Raw genomic sequence first — 19,592 nt, forward strand, 5'->3', positions numbered from 1 at the left:
TTTTTGAAACACTACCTTAATCTAATCTTAGATTGTTTTCCCACGATTCAGGACCGCTAAGCTCGCACAATGTCAGTAAACAGCAAAAAGAGCCTAGCTTTTCGTTATGAAAAGCTAGGCTCTTTTTAATTGGTGGCCGGCACCACCATTACTTTTTATATTTTGGTCTATTCAACGACTTTGCGTACAAATGGATCCGATGAAATTCCTTGCGATAAAATCAACTTGGCCCATTCCTTAGCTGAGAATAAAGAATGATCCTTGTAATTCCCACAGCTATCGATGGTCGTCCCTTGTACGTCTTCCCACTTAGCTGGGCCAGCAATGAATTCTAATGAGGACTTCAATGCCTTAGCAACTTCAACGGTGTCATGTTCACCCCAAGTAATCAAATGAAAACCAGTCCGACAACCGAATGGTGAGCAGTCAATCACGCCATCCATCCGATCACGTAATAATCCAGCCAACATATGTTCAATCGTGTGTAAGCCCGCCGTATCAATAGCGGTCTTGTTAGGTTGAACTAACCGCAAATCAAAATTAGTGATGGCATCACCCTTAGGCCCATTTTCCACCGTAATTTTACGAACGTAAGGTGCTAAAACCTTGGTATGATCTAATGTAAAACTTTCTACTTTAGCCATGTACAAACAACTCCTCTAAATTAAAATTACATTACAAACTCAAGTGTAGCACATTGCCCGTTATTTAGCAGGTGCAGTTGCTTCACGTGCTCGATCCCGTTCTAGAACGGGCTTCAAGTATTGGCCAGTATAACTTTCAGCCACTTCAGCGACCTGTTCTGGTGTCCCAGTAGCAACGATTGTTCCGCCGCCGTCACCGCCTTCTGGGCCCAAGTCAATCAAATAATCCGCCGACTTCACAACATCCAAATTATGCTCGATGATTAACACGGTATTACCCGCATCCACCAACCGATCCAAGACACCAATCAAGCGCCGAATATCTTCACTGTGCAACCCAGTCGTTGGTTCGTCCAAGATGTAGAAATTCTTCCCCGACTGTTGTTTGTGCAATTCGGAAGCTAACTTCATCCGTTGGGCTTCTCCACCTGATAAAGTCGTGGCGGGTTGGCCTAACTTAACATAGCCCAAACCAACGTCGACCAAGGTCTGTAGTTTCCGTCGAATCTTTGGAATTGGTTCAAAGAACTTAACAGCTTCTGAAGCGGTCATTTGAAGAACATCGGCAATATTTTTGCCTTTGTATTCAACTTCCAACGTTTCAGAATTGTATTGCTTACCATGACACACTTCACAAGGTACAAAGACATCGGGCAAGAAATTCATTTCAATTTTTAGAATCCCGTCACCGTGACAAGCCTCACAACGACCACCCTTAGTATTAAAACTAAAGCGGCCCTTCTTGTAACCACGTAATTTAGCTTCATTCGTTTGTGCAAATAAATCACGAATATTGTCAAAGACACCAGTATATGTGGCCGGATTACTGCGTGGTGTTCGGCCGATTGGACTTTGGTCAATATTAACTAACCGTTCAATATTCTTAATACCACTGACACTCTTATACTTACCAGGCTTTTCAGAATTACGATTCAACTTCTGTGCCAATACGCGTTTCAAAACATCGTTAACCAAGGTCGACTTACCAGAACCGGAAACCCCCGTTACCACGACAAATTCGCCTAGTGGAAAATCAACGTCAATTTGCTTGAGGTTGTTTTCGGCCGCACCAGTGATACGAATCTTCTTACCATTACCCGGACGCCGAGTTTCAGGTAGTGGGATAAACCGTTTGCCCGATAGATATTGGCCGGTCAGTGACTTCCGCGAGCGAGCCACTTGCTTGGGCGTTCCGGCCGCCATGACCTCACCACCGTTTTCACCGGCACCCGGGCCGATATCCACGATATAGTCAGCGGCCCGCATCGTGTCTTCATCATGTTCGACCACGATCAACGTATTCCCCAGATCGCGCATCTTCTTAAGTGAACCAATCAAGCGGTCGTTATCCCGCTGATGCAATCCAATTGATGGTTCATCCAAGATATAGAGCACGCCGGACAAGTTCGATCCGATCTGTGTTGCTAACCGGATTCGCTGGGCTTCCCCACCAGACAGCGTCCGTGCAGAACGGCTGAGCGTTAAGTACGCCAGTCCCACATTTTGCAAGAATGATAACCGGTCGCGGATTTCCTTCAAGATTGGTTTAGCAATCACGAGACTTTGTTCTGATAAGCTCAACTCGTTAAAGAAATCGAGTTCCTTACCAATGGCTAAGTCAGAGACCATCCCGATATGTTCGCCACCAACTTTGACAGACAGGGCCTTGCGATTTAAGCGGAACCCATGACAAGTCTGACAAGTGAGTTCCGTCATATACTTTCGCATCACATCGCGGGTGAAATCACTATTCGTTTCGTGGTAGCGGCGGTCAACATTGTTGATAACGCCCTCAAACACAGCGTCAACATCGCGAACACCACCAAAGTCGTTCTGGTAGTGGAAATGGAACGTCTTTCCGTTAGACCCATACAAAACCGTTTGTTGATCAGCTTTTGATAAGTCTTCATACGGCACATCCATCGGAATTTCTAACTGTTCACAAGCTTGCTTCAACATTTCAGGATAATACTGTGAACTGATTGGATTCCAAGGCGCTAACGCACCTTCAGCCAATGTCAGCGACTTATCAGGTACGACAAGGTCCTCATCGACTTCTAGCTTGATTCCGAGACCTTCACAGTCTGGACAAGCTCCCTGAGGCGCGTTAAACGAGAATAATCGTGATTCAAGTTCTCCCACAGTAAACCCACAGATAGGACAAGCATAATGTTCTGAGAACATAATGGGTTCGCCACCGATCACATCCGCAATCGCATAGCCCCCACTTAATCGCAACGCCGCTTCAAAAGAATCAAATAACCGAGAACGGTCACCTGACTTCACAACGATCCGATCAATGACGATTTCAATCGTGTGTTGTTGATTCTTGTTCAGTTCAAAAGTTTCACTGATATCATGAATATCACCATCAACACGGACCCGCACGAAACCTTCACGCTTGATCTTTTCAAAGATCTTTTTGTGCTCGCCCTTTTTCTGGCGGACAATTGGTGATAAAATCTGCAACTTCGTTCGTTCCGGTAATTTCTGAATCCGATCAACCATCTGTTCAACAGTTTGACTCGCAATCGGTGTCCCATCGTTCGGGCAAATCGGTTCACCGACTCGGGCCCACAGTAACCGTAAATAATCATTGATTTCTGTAACGGTTCCGACCGTTGAGCGCGGGTTTTTGGATGTTGTTTTCTGATCGATCGAAATAGCCGGACTAAGCCCATCAATTGAATCAACGTCTGGTTTTTGCATCTGTCCTAAGAATTGACGCGCGTACGCTGACAAACTTTCCACGTAGCGACGTTGTCCTTCCGCGTACAAGGTATCGAACGCTAACGAACTCTTACCTGAGCCAGACAGCCCCGTAATCACGACTAATTTGTCGCGCGGGATGGTAACGTCGATATCTTTTAAATTATGGGCTCGCGCACCGTGAATGACAATCTTATCATTTGCCAAAAAAAGGCCTCCTCAATCTCAAGCCAGCAACCTGCTAGCTAATTTGTGCTTTCAATTCCATGACCGTATCACGCAGCGTTGCGGCTTGTTCAAAGTCGAGCTTCTTAGCGGCGGTCTTCATCTGTTCTTCCAACTTACTAATCATATCTAATTGTTGTTCACGGGTCATATCATCAAAGTCGGTTTCTAAGAAGTCATCCTTCTTGCCCGCGTCTTCAGTGGTCTTCGTCGAAGCAATTAGCTCTGGAATGGCCTTCTTAATCGTATGTGGCGTGATGTGATGATCTTCATTGTACTTCATCTGTACGGCACGACGACGTGCAGTCTCATCCATCGCGGCCTGCATCGAATCAGTCGTGGTGTCAGCGTACATAATCACTGAACCGTGCTCATTACGAGCCGCCCGACCAATCGTTTGGATCAACGAACGCTCGTTACGAAGGAAACCTTCCTTATCCGCATCCAAAATCGCAACTAGTGAAACTTCGGGAACGTCAATTCCTTCCCGCAACAAGTTGATCCCGACCAACACATCGAACTTGCCCAGACGCAGGTCGCGGATGATCTGCGTTCGTTCCAACGTCTTAATATCACTGTGCAAGTACCGTACCTTGATGCCTAAATCCTTAAAGTAGTCGGTCAAATCTTCCGCCATCTTCTTAGTTAACGTGGTGATAAAGACCCGTTCGTTGACCTCAATGCGCTTATTGATTTCACCCACTAAGTCATCGATCTGACCCATAATCGGTCGAACCTCAATCGTAGGATCCAATAAACCAGTTGGTCGAATAATTTGCTGGACGACATGCTTGGTCCGATCCATTTCGTAAGGGCCCGGCGTTGCGGACATATAAACCACTTGATTAATATGCTGTTCAACTTCTTCAAGTTTCAATGGCCGGTTGTCCAACGCACTTGGCAAACGGAAGCCATAATCGACTAGCATTTGTTTACGTGCTCGGTCCCCATTATACATTCCCCGAACTTGGGGCATCGTCACGTGTGACTCATCGACCACGAGCAAAAAGTCCTTCGGGAAGAAGTCCAGTAACGTATACGGTGGTTCGCCAGGTTTACGGCCATCCATAAAACGTGAATAGTTCTCGATACCACTAGTGTAGCCCATTTCTTTGAGCATTTCGACATCATAGGTCGTCCGCTGCTTGAGTCGTTGCGCCTCTAACAATTTGCCATCGGCTGTCAATTCTTTCAGGCGGCCATCCAACTCATCTTCAATGCCCTTGATGGCGTGTTCCATAATCGCATCATTCGTCATAAAGTGGGTCGCTGGGAAGATCGCAACATGTTCACGATCAGCTACAATTTCACCGGTTAAGGCGTCAATCTCACGGATTCGATCAATCTCATCGCCAAAGAATTCAACGCGCAATGCGTGGTCATCCCGTGAAGCCGGAAAGATTTCTACGACATCACCATGGACCCGAAAACGCCCCCGCTGGAAATCAATATCGTTACGATCAAATTGAATATCAACAAGTTTACGCAACAGATCATTGCGGTCGATCTCCATGCCGACTCGCAGTGAGACTACGTGATCTTGGTACTCGTGAGGATCCCCTAAACCGAAAATACTGGAGACCGATGCCACGACGATCACATCGTTGCGTTCCAATAATGAGCTGGTCGCAGAGTGCCGTAACTTATCGATTTCATCGTTGATTGCCGAGTCCTTTTCGATATAGGTATCACTCGAAGGCACGTACGCTTCCGGCTGATAATAATCGTAATAACTCACAAAATATTCAACGGCATTGTTCGGGAAAAACTTCTTAAACTCCCCGTATAATTGACCCGCTAACGTCTTGTTATGTGACAAGATTAACGTTGGCTTATTCACCTTTGCAATCACGTTCGAAATTGTAAAGGTCTTCCCGGTCCCGGTCGCCCCCAACAAGATCTGCTCTTTTTCTCCCGATTCAATGCCAGCAGTTAATTGCTGGATCGCTTGGGGTTGATCGCCCGTTGGTTGGTAATCTGAAACTAAGTCAAAATGATTATTATCTACCCGATCAATCAAACGTAGTCCTCCTTTTAAACGGTCACCCGTTCATATCATCTATTGATAACTAAATCTTACTGTCGCACCATAAAAAATAGGCAAGCCCGCGCTTCCCTATCACATTCAAATCGCATTTAATTTTAGCACATCGAACATACTTTCGCCATTAATCGGATTGCGGCCCGGCCGTTAAAATCTGGGTCGTCAGCGCCTGTAATTGATCCTGATGCGTGAACGGTTCCGCTAACATCTCTGGCAGCACTGCTTTTAAGAAATATTGAACACTAGTCATCTTTTTAAACGCGACAATTGTTTTTAAACTTTCTTGATAAATATCCCTAAAAACTGGTTCTGGATTACCCTTTTGAATTTCACCAAACGACTCATACAATAGGTCAATTTTATCGGCTACCGACAATATCTGGCCTTCTAGCGTTTCATCCTTGCCTTCTGATAGACGCCGTGAATAAGCTGCCTGAAACTCAGCCGGAATCTCATTTTGCACAAAATTTTGTGATAATTTATGCTCAACATCCGCCAGCATCGTCCGTAGCGTCGGCGTTGCGTACTTGACAGGCGTCTTAATATCCCCGATAAAACGCTCATTATAGTCGTGATTCAGCGCCTTCTCATAGAGGGCTCGCCAATCAACAATTTGTCCGGCATTTTCTTCCACATCACCTAAAAATTGGGCAACTTCGGCAACTTTGAATGAATGCGCCGCAACTGAATGATTCTGATACTTGAAAAAACCCGGGGCCCGTTGAATCGTTTCTAAATTACTTAAGCTCTGAAAATATTGATGCATTCCCATTGCAGCCCACCATCCTTCAATCTAATTTGGCCTAAGTGTAACAAAAGCGCCCCGGGGACGCAAACCCGGAGCGCTTTCGCTGATTAGCTTAACTATTATGCAATATTAAACTTGCTGATGTGAATGAACCTGGTTCGGTAATCGTAACATAAACGCCATTAAATAAGAGACAATCAAGAATCCGGCCACCACTAGATATGGATAGTGATAATTCATATCTAGTAACATCCCCGACATGATTGGGCCAACGATATTGCCAACACTCGTTAAGGACATGTTAAGCCCATTGATTAGCCCCTGGTTGGCCTCACTTGCTTTCGTTAATAGGGTCGTAATAGCGGGCCGCAAAAGATCGAATGCCGAAAAAATAACGAGCGTTGCAACCATGACAGCAACTTTCGAATGAGCCTGCGTAATCCAGATAGTGCAGAGCGCCGCAGCTGCAAAGCACACCCGAATGACCCGCCGTTCGCCCCAACGCTGGACAAAGGTATCAAATAGTGCCACCTGTAGGAAGAGCGAAATCAAACCATTTAAAGTCAAGACCAACGCAATGTTGCTCAGACTAAAGTGAAAGACTTCATTCACGTAAATACTATAAATGCTCTCAAACCCCTGTAAGCCAAAGGAAGATACTAAAATCATCGTAAATAATATAATAATCGGGACGGTCCAAAATGCCCGCGTCATCGGATGATTGGTCGTCGTTGTCGTGGCCGTAATTGCTTCGCGATCAGGATCAATCTGACGATCCGCAGGCAACAGAATGACGAGCACAATGGCACTGAGTAATCCCAATGCACCAGCAACCCAGAACGGCGTCTTATAACTAATACCAGCCAATACCCCACCGATACCGGGGCCTAAAATCAAGCCACCACTAAAGGCCGCCGATAACCAGCCAATTACTTTAGCTCGCTGTCGTTTGGTCGTAATATCGGATGCTAACGCCATCGCCGTCGGAACGACCATCGCTGCTGATAAGCCACCAACAATCCGGGAAATATTAAAGACCCACAGCTGGTTGGTTAGCGCAAATAGTACTTCCGAGACCATATATAAGACTAGCCCTACCGTTAATACGGGCTTGCGACCAACTTTGTCTGAAACCCGGCCAATAATGGGTGAGGCCACAAATTGTGCCAATGCGAATAGCGCATTCATTATTCCCATATCGGTAGCCGTTAAATGCAGTTCATTTTTAATAAACGGCATGACTGGAATAACTAAACTAATCCCTAAACAAACTAAAAACTCACTAAAAACTAAAATTAAAATTGCGCGTCGTGTTTGTCGATCCATGCGACCTCACCTCTTCAATCAATTGTTAAATTTACACCGCTTTCCATCATATCAGGGACCCGGATTGAAAGCTAGCAGAAAGTTTGACACCATTTGCAACCCTTTTAGTCGGTAAAATATCGGCCAATCAGATACAATAAGCATAACTAAATTCTAAGGAGGACCTACTATGGATCAAGCTTTAACTGGTTTCACCAATATTCAACACTTAGACTCCGAAATCATCGTTGACCTGCGTTATGCCACCACTAATAACTTTACTCATCAAGTGATTTACGACTTTACCACGGCCATTGTTCGCACTGGCACGGCCCACAAACTCGCCAAGGCAAGCGCCCTGGTTAAACAACAAGGTTATCGACTCAAAGTCTGGGATGCTTATCGGCCCGTCAGCGCCCAGCGCCGTTTATTTGAAGTGTATCCTGATCCAGAATTTGTTGCCCAGCCTAATCCTAATTTCAGCCACCAAAAAGGCGTCACCTTAGATTTGACCCTGGCCCATCCTGATGGTAGTGAGTTAACAATGCCAACTGCCTTCGATGACTTCACGGCAGCTGCTCACCGTGACGCTCCTCGAACCGCACTTCAAGAAAAAAATTATCAGCTGCTGGACACCGCCATGACCGCCGCGGGCTTTGTCGGCTACGTTAACGAATGGTGGGACTACCGCGACACCGAAATGGACGCTTACCAACCCCTAGCCGCCGATCCCAACGACTATGCTTGACCAATCGCTTTCAAATAATATAAAGGTGGCCGCCAAACAGTCAGGTTATGAAACCCACTGTTTGGCGGTCACCTTATTTGGCTCATTATTTTTATGGATTCACCAGCACTTATTATTAAAACATGCTAGTTAGTTGGATTGTTGCCCGTCAGCATATGCGCGTCCTCGTCTGACTTCCAGGAAACCACTCGAGTGGCAGATGAACGGCCGCTTAACCCAAGCTAATCTGTCGCTGAACCATCTACTCCGTTAGACTTGGAACAAACGTTAACATAGCACATTCGTTTTGAATACCATCCCAGCGATTGGCAGCAATACCTGAAGAACGGTATCAGACACACTCCCCAAACAAGTTTACGCTAATCTGAACTTATTCCAGCGGGTCTAAGCTGGCTGTTCTTGATTTTAACAACCAGCACCTTCTGAACATAATTAGTGCAAAAACTTAATTATTCCGACGATAGCCATGTTCCTGATCTACTGCAGCCTGCGCTACTAAATTCAAGTAATTAAACGGTTCATCAAAGTTGGGTGAGAATAGCATATCCATGAAGGCTAATTCATCAATCGTATTACCATTATGAATCACTACGGACAACGTATTTGCTGATTGTGAAACTTCATGAGCACTCATTAGTTGACCACCCAAAACCTTCCGCGTTTGTTGATCATAAACCAACTCAATCATGACTTTCGCCGTGGTAGGCATAAAGTCCGGCCGATAATTGCCTTCATAAAAAGCTGCTTGGGCATCGAAGTTAGCTGCTTTGGCCGCCGTTAAGGTCAGACCTGCACAAGCCACGGTCTGATCAAAAATCAACATCCCAGTCGTCGCTTGCGTACCAATTGCACCTAAGCGTTTATCAAAGATATTAATTCCTGCCAGTGCACCTTGCCGAATTGCATGTGAGACTAATGGCATATAGGCGTGTTCCTTCGTAGGATTAAAGTTAACTTCCGTCACATCGCCAGCCGCAAATATATCCGGGTTGGAGGTTCCCATATAACGGTCCGTTACAATGGCCCCCTGCTTCGTTCGGTTGACCTGTCCCGCCAATAACTCTGATTGTGGAATCACCCCCGGACAAATAACAGCCATATCAAATATTTCTTCACTATCAGCGGTTGCAACTCGTAGTCGATTATCAGCCGTATCACTAAAAGCCGTCACTTGTGCATTGGTTCTAACTTGGATGCCTTTCGTCGTTAACAAGTCTTCGATCTTCTCAGAAATTTGTGGATCAAGATACTCATTAATTAAGTGGGGGCCCCGTTGAAACAACGTCACAGTGTGTCCAGACTTCACGTACCCCTCAGCAAGTTCCACCCCCGAATAGCCACCACCAACGATTGCAATATGGTGTGCATGTTTAGCTGCTTCGTAGAGTTGCTGGGCCTGTTCACATGTTTTGCAAAGCATGACCTTAGGATTCTCTACGCCCGGAATAGCCGGGATTGCAGTGATTGAACCCGTCGCCATGACTAACTTATCATAGTGATCCGTTTGTAATTCTTTTGTCTGTAAATTTTGAGCCAAAATTGTATGCTTATCAGCATTCACATTGATCACATCATACTGCATCCGCATCTGCACACCTTGTTCACTAAATTCACTAGGATTAGCGTACAACGCTTGATCCAAATTATGGATGGTACCCCCTAAGTGTAGATAAGTCCCACAAGACATATATGAAATATCCGCGTGCCGTTCATAGACGGTAATTTCAGTGCCCGGATAATATTTCAAGATTTGTTTCATGGCGGCAATCCCCGCATGTGTACAGCCAATAATGGCAACTTTCATTGTTTCGACCACAGCTTTCATTAAAAGTTAAAATTTAACTTGGATTAAGTTAAACATTTATTTAAGTTGACGTATACTTAGAGTATACAGCGATTCGGTTGATATTAAAACGATTCAATGATTTTAAACTTATTATAAAAGGCGATGGTACTTATGGAACCAATTTACCGCTATTTTGTACAACCTCAACTTAACTTACTCAACAATACAGTTTACGGATACGAACTACTAATCAAACAACTAACCCCAGACGGCTGGCGTCTGCCTGAATCCTTTGCCGCAATTAGTTCACAAGTTACCTCTGATCTGCTCATTGCAACAACTAAAATTCTTGGACTAAAAGTTCGTTATTGTGCAGTCAACATCAGTCGCGAACAATTGATGGATACAACGGTTGCGAAGGCCATTATTCAAAGTCAGGTTCAGCTCTATCCTGCTAAATTAGTCGTTGAGCTAACTGAGGAACGTAGTCCTAAGGATTATCCAGATACCATGTTAATCCCACACTTACGGGGGTTCATCGAACATGGTATGCAAATTTCACTTGATGATGTTGGTACCGGAATTAACGATTTCAAGAGTATCCAAGAAATTTTGCCATTAGCTTCTGAATTAAAATTTGCGTTGCAAAACTTCCGCAGTGATATCAAAGATCCTAAGATTCAGCAAAAGCTCCATTTTTGGCGGGCCATCAGTAGTGAATACGGATTGCGTTTAATCTTAGAGGGGATTGAAGACGCCGAAGATGATCGCTTGAGTAGTCACTTCGATATTAATCTTCGACAAGGCTATTACTATGGCAAACCGCAATTATTACGCCTACCCGGTGACCCCGTCAACTTTGAATATCCGACAATGAATTAATTTCTAATATGAACAACAACTAAATAACGCCTTACGAAATTAACTTAAAATTTCGTAAGGCGTTATTTATCACTTAGCATGGCTAGTCAGCTGGGCCGTACAACTTCTGACTAAATAACCAATTTATTCTTTAATAAACGCTTGAATGGCATCTTCAAATTTCGCTAACTTATCATTAGCTTCTTCTAACGTACTACCTAGCGTTCCAATGTAGAACTTGATCTTTGGTTCCGTACCAGATGGCCGAATGGCGATCCAAGTGCCATCATTTAAATGATACTTCAAGACATTCGCCTTTGGCAAAGCAATTGGTGCCGTGTGGCCATCAGCAAAGCTTTCCGTTTGACTCTGGAAGTCTTCAGTCCCAGTGACATCGTAGCCGGCAAAGGCAGTTGGTGCTTCGCTTCGGAACTTAGTCATCAGAGCCGCAATCTTATCGCTGCCGCCAACGCCATCAAATTCTTCGGACGTGGTTTGTTCGCGGAAGTAACCGTATTCCTTAAACAAGTCTTGTAATCCATCATAAAGGTTCTTACCTTGTTGCTTATAATAAGCCGCTACTTCGGCTAAAAGCACTGTGGTTTGAATCGCATCCTTGTCATGAACAAATGGTTTGATTAAGTAACCGTAACTTTCTTCAAAACCAAACATATAGGTATGTTCGCCAGTGGCTTCAAAATGTTCGATTTGTTCAGCAATATACTTGAAACCGGTCAAGACATTGATCATCGTGACACCATATGAAGCCGCTACTTTAGTAGCAAATTCACTTGAAACAATTGACTTAACTGCGGCCGCATTGGTCGGTAACGTCCCGGCATCCTTGTTTGCTTGCAAGATGTAGTGTAACAAGACAGCGGCAATTTGATTACCCGTCAACAGAACATACTCACCATTAGGTTGACGAACAGCTGTCCCTAACCGGTCAGCATCAGGATCAACCGCAATCAAGACATCCGCACCTTCTTTTTTACCCAAATCAATGGCCATCTTAAAGGCTTCAGGAAATTCAGGATTAGGGAATTTAACCGTCGAGAATTCAGGGTCAGCCACAGCTTGTTCCTTAACAACACTGAAGTTTTTAAACCCGGCATTCTTCAAAGCCTTTTCGCCAAGCATCCGGCCAGTCCCATGTAATGGTGTGAAGACTAACTTCATGTCCTTACCGACTTCATCCACTAGTTTTTGATTGATCGTCACTTCTTTGACCTTAGCTAAGTAGTCCTGATCGACATCATCCCCAATAATGGTTTCCGTCTTATCAGCTAATAATTGTTGTTCATCAGCGACGGCAATCGCAAAGACATCGTCAACTTTACGAATATATGATGTGATAAGATCAGATTCCTTAGGTGGCATTTGACCACCATCTTCGCCATAAATCTTGTAGCCATTATATTGCTTCGGATTATGGCTCGCCGTAATCATGATCCCTGCGTAAGTATGCAGATGCCGAACGGTAAATGAAAGTTCTGGGGTTGGCCGCAAGCTTTCAAAAACGTATGACTTGATACCATGTTGGCCCAATACTCGCGCAGATTCATGCGCAAAATCTTCTGAATGATGGCGGGAATCAAAACTGATTGCTACCCCGCGTTCCTTAACCTCAGCAGGCAAGGTATCCATGAAGCGTGCTAACCCTTCCGTTGCTTGACGAACCGTATAAATATTCATCCGGTTGATACCAGGTCCAAGTACCCCCCGCATCCCCGCGGTTCCGAATTCCATTGGTTCATAAAAGGCGTCTTCTAAGGCGGCGTCATCGCCAGCCATGCCCGTCAATTCTTGTTTTAAACTAGTTTCAAGTGTCGCTTGGTTTTTCCAGGTATTATAAGTATCCTGCCAACTCACAAAAACCATCTCCAATTCCGATATTTGTTAGTGCTTACAAAAATAGTATACAACATTGACACACTTTACAAAGTAAAATTTACTAAGAAAATCCATTAATTAATGCATTTTAAATGCGTAGTGGGCCCGCATCAGTGCGAATACCCATAAATTCTGAAGTGCTAGTTAGTTCAGTCACTATCAAAACTTGCTATAATAAATCTTATAAGGAGGCCATCATGACTTTTTATTCATACAACTACTTAGTCCATCAAAATAACAATCATACTCTTGTCCAACTCGCAGCCATCGGCATCATTATATTAATAATCGCCATACTCAGCTGGTTATGGTACCGCCATAAAACAGACCTAAAATACCGCGACTTATTCATTATCATGGTTTTATTATTATTGCTGCTCGTCGGCATTCAATTTAATGAATGGCAGACAATCAAAAATAGTTTCAACCAAAAATCACAAGTGACACAAATTATGCAGCGTGTCGCCAAAGAAAAAGGGGTTCGTAAAACCGCGGTCTGGTCTAATACAAGTTCTGTCAGCAGTGGGATGCTCATTAAAGTCCATGACCATATCTATAACGTGACGATCAATACGGATGGAAACAGTTATACCCTGACTAAAGCCACACCGATTCAATCAACAATCAATTATGTTAAGGAGGGGCAATAAATGTTTTCATACTGGGATGTGACGATCAAACTGGCCCTCGGGCTATTGACCATCATTCTACAAATCAATCTATCTGGTAAAAGTAACCTTGCGCCAATCAGCGCCCTCGACCAAGTTCAAAACTACGTTCTCGGTGCAATCGTTGGGGGCATGATTTATAGTACCAGCGTTACTGTTTTACAATACATTTTAGTGCTTCTCATCTGGACACTGCTAGTGCTGGTCCTGCGATTCCTAACACATCACAATCGCTACGTGAAACGTTTGATTGATGGACAGCCACAGCTATTGATTAAAAATGGGCAATTACTCGTCAGCACGGCCCTCAAAAATGGGATGAGTGCTAACGATCTGATGTTTCGCTTGCGTACGGAAGGTATCACGGATATTCGCTACGTCAAACGGGCCGTACTTGAACAAAACGGCCAACTGACGATTACCCAAGTGGGCGACGACGCCGTCAAGTATCCAATAATCGTCGATGGTCAGGTCAACCTCGATGCGCTTGAAACTAGTAATCATGATGAAGCCTGGTTACTGACCCAATTGCAGGCCCAGCACTATACTGTCAGTGATATTTACCTGGCAACGTATACTAACAAGCAATTGCTTCTATTTCCCTATCAACACTAATTCGCGAACCTTTGGTCATCGTCAAACAATGACTAACGCTATATTTACCAATAAAAAATGCGTGGCTGATCTCAATTAAATCAGCTACGCATTTTTTAATTTTATTTAATTGTTAACTTTGTCGCCTAAAGCAGTGATATAAGTGTAAACGCCTTGACCGGCAGTTCCGCCTTCACCAACCGCCGTCGCAACTTGGCGTAAATCTTTCTTACGAACATCACCGACTGCAAAAATACCAGGGACCTTGGTTTCCATGTGGTCATTAGTTTCGATCCAGCCGTTTTCGTCAGTAATCCCAAGATTACTGAATGGCTTCGTAATTGGGTTAATACCAACATAGATAAAGACACCATCGACCGCAATCTCACTGTCTTCACCAGTCTTATTATTATTAACCTTAACTCCCGTGACCTTCTTATCATCACCGATGATTTCCGTCACGTTGCTATTCCAAACAAATTCCATCTTTGGATTAGCAAAAGCCCGATCTTGTAAGATTTGTTGTGCCCGCAATTGGTCACGACGATGAATAACCGTCACCTTATCAGCAAGCTGTGTCAGGTAAGTGCCTTCCTCAATCGCTGAGTCACCGCCACCAACGACAACTACATGCTTGTTACGGAAAAACGCTCCATCACAAACTGCGCAGTATGAGACACCGCGGCCACCATACGTATCCTCGCCAGTAACACCCAGCTTACGATATTCAGAACCAGTCCCAATGACAAGGGCCTTAGTCTCAAACGTATCGCTATCCGTCGTCACAATTTTAACATCGCCACGATCTTCAACGGATTCGACGCTACCATACGCGTATTCAGCACCAAACTGGGTCGCTGATTCATACATGTCTTTAGCCAAATCCGGCCCCAAAACAGATTTGAAGCCCGGATAATTTTCAATTGCGGCGGTATTATTCATTTGTCCACCATAGATTCCGCGATCTAATAGTAGCACTGATAGATTGGCTCGTGAAGCATAGAGGGCGGCTGTCATGCCGGCAGGCCCCGCACCAATAATAATCACGTCGTAACTCTTTGCCATTTCTAAAGACCCCTTCCACTTAAATTCCTATGACGCTTAATATACCCCCAAAATTTACATTTGTCGACTATCTTGTTTGTACACAACCGAAATCAACGCGCCACATCATACTCAGTTTCTTTAATGCCAGTATTCATAAAATCATACGGGCTCTTCATCTTTTCCGCATCCCAACTCGCGATACCAACCACCAATAAGATTTCTAATGAATTTAGGCTGGTTGAGCGTTGTAAATTTTTTTCAAAATTAGATTTAATGCGGTTCGCTGCAATTTGAGCGCCTGGTTGGTCTGAAAATAACAAGATGGCCCACGTTGGATTATTCTGATCAAGGGAATAGGTAATATCGTTATCTCGCGTTGCCGATGTAATCGTATCCGAGACCAACCGCAATAAATCACGGTATTGTTGTTCACTCATCATCCGTCGAATTTCATTATAGTATCGCACCCGAATAATAACCGTGGTAACCGGTAATTGAAACCGTCGATTCGTTTCGATAAACACTTGTGCATCTTGAATATATGCGACAGTTGTTCGCAAATTGGTTTGTTCGTCAAAGGCCCCTCGTTTCATAATATCTGCTCGTAGCTTGGCATTGGCCGCTTGCAATTGTATTAATTGCCGGGTCATGCCATAAAAAGTAGCTGACAAAAGCAACGGCATAATCAACCAAAAAATCATCATCATTGGAATTACGGCGTGATGCGTTGAATTAATATAAATCATGACGATTGCCTGAGCAAAGATAAATAGTAAGTTAGCCATTAGACCAGTGACCACACCGAAAAAATAAGTCATCAAAATCATAATGATCGTTACACCTAAATAGATCGTATTAAGTGTGATATTAGGGGTTAACGCCATCAGTACGGCCATCGTGCTAATAAGCGCTAAAAATAATAACAAATAAACGTCAGCAAAAATAGATGTTCGTTGATCATCATTCATGGTGCTGCCCCTTTCGCTCTAACAAACCACTTTTACGCATAATCAGGAATCCTGCCAGTAAAATGATCACCACGATTAGCAACGCAATACCTAAATAAATCACTAGCTTAGAATTCTTCTGAATAACTGTTTTGGCGTTCACGCCATCATTAACTGTCTTATGCTTCTTAAAACGATAATTATAATGATTATTATCGTGATCGACGACAATCGCATCACCTTGATACTGGGCAATGTTCCGTTGAAAATTGATTTGAGTAGACGCCCGGTAGACATCACTACTCTTCGCGGCGGTTACAACTAGCAATCCCGCTCGCTGATTATACGGTGAGCGTAACAGCTGGGCAGTGCCAATATTTTGACCATACGTTTTCTCAATACTAAGTTTCTCATTTGACAGGAACCCAGTAAAATGTCGATTATATTTAAAATACAGCTTAGAATTCAGAGACCGAATAAACGCGTTTTGAGCTGGCGTCCCAAACGCAATTACGTTGCTATTTTTGAGTACCGTTTTACTAGGCTGATGGGTATAAAACTGAATATTGCCAGTATTACTTTGCGCATAAGTTCCAATAAGATTAAATATATTAGTTAGCGTTTGAAAATCGTCACTAGTCAGCGTTCGTGGTCGAACAACTGCAATGTGGTTAAAGGTCGCATTCTTCAAAAACAAATATGGATAATTCGTAAATAATAAAGCTGCGACTGGCTTTGACTTAATCGTCGCTTCAGAATCAGCCTTAATCAGCGCCCACGGTGTTTGGGCATTATCACTTTGAGCCGCCCCACTCATCTCAAGATCAAAGGCGACACGAATCGTGAAACTATGCCCTAGCGCTTTTCCTTTCGGCAGACTAACGGTCAACTCATCATTATTGGCACGCGCTGCTGTGAGTCTTTTACTACCTAAAGCGGAATCATTTACATAAACCGTTACAAGCGATCGTTTAAAATCCAGGTTCTTAGCATAGCGAAAATGAATCCGGATTTTCGAACCATCAGCATTGGTCCGATCAACAGGGAGACTAACAAAATAAGTACTTGACTGATGTTTAGCGCCAGTCAAATAATCATCGCTGGTCGTCAATTGCTTTTTGCCACCGTATTGTAGCTCAGAGGTAAACGTCTGTGTGCTGTTACTGATGTATTTCGTATCTGCTACTGTTTCCTGCATTAATTCCTGATTAGCAATAAACCGGCTTGCCTTCTGCAATAATTTGGTATTGAAGGCACTCACAATTAAATAATGTTTACCATCATGCGTATATGTCTTGATAACTGCATGTTCTCGCAGTCGCTGACGATCAAGTTGCTGCTGAAACACTTTAGGCAAATGCTGATAAGTCGCAATGACCAACTGATAATCAGCCTGTTTAGCCACCGCGGTATCTGCCGTTGTTACCGGAATCTGTGTATTCTCTGTGGTAATGGTCCGCGCCTCACCCGTTAACGCATACATGCCAGCTGACAACTCTGCGTTTGATGCTTGATGTGGCAGCGTTATGACTGAATTAGCATTCGCGATGGTATCAGTCCCAGAAAAATGCGCATAAAAAGATTTAATAGCCGTTGTTGGGGGTTGCAAGCGATACTCAAAGTTAGCATTCGCCCCATTGTAAATCGTCAACCAGTTGGCAGGTGTCTGCACCAATTGAGAACTTTGCTGGCCTTTTTTATTCAGGATCTGCCCACTGATCTTTAACTGATTTTCACCTTGAATTAACCGCAGTGGGACTTCGATAGCCCTAGTTTGGAGTCCAGTCTCCTTTTTGGGCCGGAATGAGTAAAACTTCGTTCCGTTCAACGACAACGTAATGTCAGATGTCTCCCGATTGGCCAACTGCGAAATTTGGAAATTTAGATTAATCGTCACTTTTTTGACTTGCCAATAATCCATTTTAATAAAATACATATTGGCCTCAACTGCATCACCAGACAGTGTCGTTGTTGAGTTTTGAAAAGGTTGCGTATAAGTTTGTAGATTATTCGCTGCCTGCCCACTGATAGGACAGCTTAGATTACTACTCATCCCAATTAATAAAGCGAGCATGCCTATTAACCAGAAGAACCACTTACTGATACCGTTTGGTTTTATACCACTTTGCTTGTTGATGAAAAACTTGTTCACGAACATACCCCACCATTCCATGTGCAGCCACTGCCAGCCACATCTGACTATAGACTAAGTACATAAAAACAATAATCATTAAATTGGCAATCGTCATTTCCCCTTTTTCCGTTGTAATTGTCACGAACGTACTGATTACAAATGTGATGATGGCCATTAGCCATAGTATATTGCTGAACCCTACCAAGTCGGAGTGTGCGATTCCAGCTACTGAAAGGACGAACATACTATCTGACAAAATCAGCGACGTCATTAATAAAAAGTAAATCGATAGAAAGTACAACAAGTCAAATCGAATTGGCCGCCCCGTTTTAGTGAAAAGTAGCCGTGCGTTTTTTAAAATGACATAAATATTGCCTTTGACCCACCGTGTCCGTTGATGAAACCACACATCTAAAGTTTGGGGTTCTTGTTCCCAGGTAACGGCTAGGGGTTGAAAGCGAATCCGATATCCCATTCGATAAACGCGAAAACTGATTTCCGTATCTTCCGCCAGTGCTTTAACATCCCAACCACCAATTTTCTCAAGAATATCTCGCCGAATAACATAATTGGTCCCCGGGATCGTGCATAATTTAAACAACTTTTCCCGGCCCGCCTGAGCCATCCACTGAAATGATAGCGTCTCAATATTGATAAAGCGCGTCAGTATTGATGCATTCTTGTTCCGCGTACGAAATTTACCAATCACTGCCGCTAGCCGTTGATCACTCATTAACTCAGCCACCAAATACCGTAATGCCGTTCTTTGAGGTGTATTATCCGCATCATAAATCGAAATCAACGAACCACGTGCCTGTTTAAGGCCAATATTAAGCGCATTCGACTTTCCCTTACCACCATTAGTCTTATCAGTATTGATCACTTTCAAGTTTCGATGTGGATACAATGACTGCACTTCCGCCAGTAATTCAGCAGAATTATCATCCGAATTATCATTAATAATAATAATTTCATAACGATCCTTGGGATAATCAAAATTCAATAACGACTGTAACGTTTTGACGATTACAATGCCCTCGTTATGCGCGGGCACCATAATTGAGACAAAGGGTACCTTTACCGGTAACTGAGGTTCAGGACGTCGCACCTTTTGTAAATAATTCACATAGCCCGCAATCGTTAAGACAACGTTCACGACTAGAATGCCCCAAATCGACAATACAGCCAAGAATAGAAAATAATCTAAAATACTAATATTAATTCCTCCCGTTATGATAG

The 19,592-nt window shown here is 43.7% G+C and carries 15 protein-coding genes; 4 read left to right on the plus strand and 11 right to left on the minus strand.

The genetic code is table 11. The annotated features are described in order from the left end of the window. Nucleotides 1-167: 167 nt before the first annotated feature. The 5 genes from E5260_RS12280 to E5260_RS12300 form a co-directional block, all read right to left on the minus strand. The gene (locus E5260_RS12280; RefSeq protein WP_003641031.1) at nt 168-644 is read right to left on the minus strand and encodes an S-ribosylhomocysteine lyase; all 477 of its coding nucleotides are present in this window, start codon (nt 642-644) and stop codon (nt 168-170) included. 60 nt (nt 645-704) lie between these two features. After that, nucleotides 705-3,560 (minus strand): excinuclease ABC subunit UvrA, encoded by a 2,856-nt coding sequence (gene uvrA / locus E5260_RS12285; protein ID WP_003641030.1) that lies wholly within the window; start codon nt 3,558-3,560, stop codon nt 705-707. Nucleotides 3,561-3,594: 34 nt separating this feature from the next. After that, nucleotides 3,595-5,598, minus strand: coding sequence for an excinuclease ABC subunit UvrB (gene uvrB, locus E5260_RS12290; protein ID WP_003641029.1), 2,004 nt, complete (start codon nt 5,596-5,598; stop codon nt 3,595-3,597). 148 nt (nt 5,599-5,746) lie between these two features. Beyond that, nucleotides 5,747-6,394, minus strand: a complete 648-nt coding sequence (locus tag E5260_RS12295) for an HD domain-containing protein (RefSeq protein WP_003641028.1) — start codon at nt 6,392-6,394, stop codon at nt 5,747-5,749. 105 nt (nt 6,395-6,499) lie between these two features. Further along, nucleotides 6,500-7,696 carry an MFS transporter gene (locus E5260_RS12300; protein WP_003641027.1) on the minus strand — a complete coding sequence of 399 codons (1,197 nt, stop codon included), beginning with the start codon at nt 7,694-7,696 and terminating at the stop codon, nt 6,500-6,502. Nucleotides 7,697-7,865: 169 nt separating this feature from the next. On the opposite strand from E5260_RS12300, the gene E5260_RS12305 reads away from it, so the two are divergent. Continuing rightward, nucleotides 7,866-8,423 (plus strand): M15 family metallopeptidase, encoded by a 558-nt coding sequence (locus E5260_RS12305; RefSeq protein WP_003641026.1) that lies wholly within the window; start codon nt 7,866-7,868, stop codon nt 8,421-8,423. Nucleotides 8,424-8,868: 445 nt separating this feature from the next. Here the strand turns inward: E5260_RS12305 and E5260_RS12310 are convergent, their stop codons facing one another. Beyond that, nucleotides 8,869-10,227, minus strand: a complete 1,359-nt coding sequence (locus E5260_RS12310; RefSeq protein ID WP_003646086.1) for an FAD-dependent oxidoreductase — start codon at nt 10,225-10,227, stop codon at nt 8,869-8,871. A 153-nt stretch (nt 10,228-10,380) separates the two neighbouring features. Here E5260_RS12310 and E5260_RS12315 point away from each other — a divergent pair, with 153 nt between their 5' ends. Beyond that, nucleotides 10,381-11,091 carry an EAL domain-containing protein gene (locus tag E5260_RS12315; protein WP_003643965.1) on the plus strand — a complete coding sequence of 237 codons (711 nt, stop codon included), beginning with the start codon at nt 10,381-10,383 and terminating at the stop codon, nt 11,089-11,091. A 123-nt stretch (nt 11,092-11,214) separates the two neighbouring features. On the opposite strand, the gene E5260_RS12320 is transcribed toward E5260_RS12315, so the two are convergent. Continuing rightward, on the minus strand, nt 11,215-12,942 hold the full coding sequence (locus E5260_RS12320; protein WP_003646085.1) for a phospho-sugar mutase: 1,728 nt from the start codon (nt 12,940-12,942) through the stop codon (nt 11,215-11,217). A 218-nt stretch (nt 12,943-13,160) separates the two neighbouring features. Between E5260_RS12320 and E5260_RS12325 the strand changes: the two genes are divergently transcribed. Together E5260_RS12325 and E5260_RS12330 are read left to right on the plus strand one after the other, a co-directional pair. Next, nucleotides 13,161-13,613 (plus strand): DUF3290 domain-containing protein, encoded by a 453-nt coding sequence (locus E5260_RS12325; RefSeq protein WP_003646084.1) that lies wholly within the window; start codon nt 13,161-13,163, stop codon nt 13,611-13,613. Next, a complete protein-coding gene (locus E5260_RS12330; RefSeq protein WP_003641021.1) occupies nt 13,614-14,246 on the plus strand; it encodes a DUF421 domain-containing protein in 633 nt (210 codons plus the stop codon). 105 nt (nt 14,247-14,351) lie between these two features. Here the strand turns inward: E5260_RS12330 and trxB are convergent, their stop codons facing one another. The 4 genes from trxB to E5260_RS12350 form a co-directional block, all read right to left on the minus strand. Next, nucleotides 14,352-15,290 (minus strand): thioredoxin-disulfide reductase, encoded by a 939-nt coding sequence (gene trxB / locus E5260_RS12335; protein WP_003641020.1) that lies wholly within the window; start codon nt 15,288-15,290, stop codon nt 14,352-14,354. A 92-nt stretch (nt 15,291-15,382) separates the two neighbouring features. After that, a complete protein-coding gene (locus E5260_RS12340) occupies nt 15,383-16,240 on the minus strand; it encodes a hypothetical protein (protein WP_003641019.1) in 858 nt (285 codons plus the stop codon). Further along, nucleotides 16,233-18,377, minus strand: a complete 2,145-nt coding sequence (locus tag E5260_RS12345; RefSeq protein ID WP_080004356.1) for a cellulose biosynthesis cyclic di-GMP-binding regulatory protein BcsB — start codon at nt 18,375-18,377, stop codon at nt 16,233-16,235. The genes E5260_RS12340 and E5260_RS12345 overlap by 8 nt, the downstream gene beginning before the upstream one ends. Next, nucleotides 18,316-19,569 carry a glycosyltransferase family 2 protein gene (locus E5260_RS12350; protein WP_044429357.1) on the minus strand — a complete coding sequence of 418 codons (1,254 nt, stop codon included), beginning with the start codon at nt 19,567-19,569 and terminating at the stop codon, nt 18,316-18,318. Before E5260_RS12350 ends, E5260_RS12345 begins: the two co-directional genes overlap by 62 nt. Between the last annotated feature and the right edge of the window lie 23 nt (nt 19,570-19,592).

It is taken from the genome of Lactiplantibacillus plantarum, assembly GCF_014131735.1.
Lineage (GTDB): Bacteria > Bacillota > Bacilli > Lactobacillales > Lactobacillaceae > Lactiplantibacillus > Lactiplantibacillus plantarum.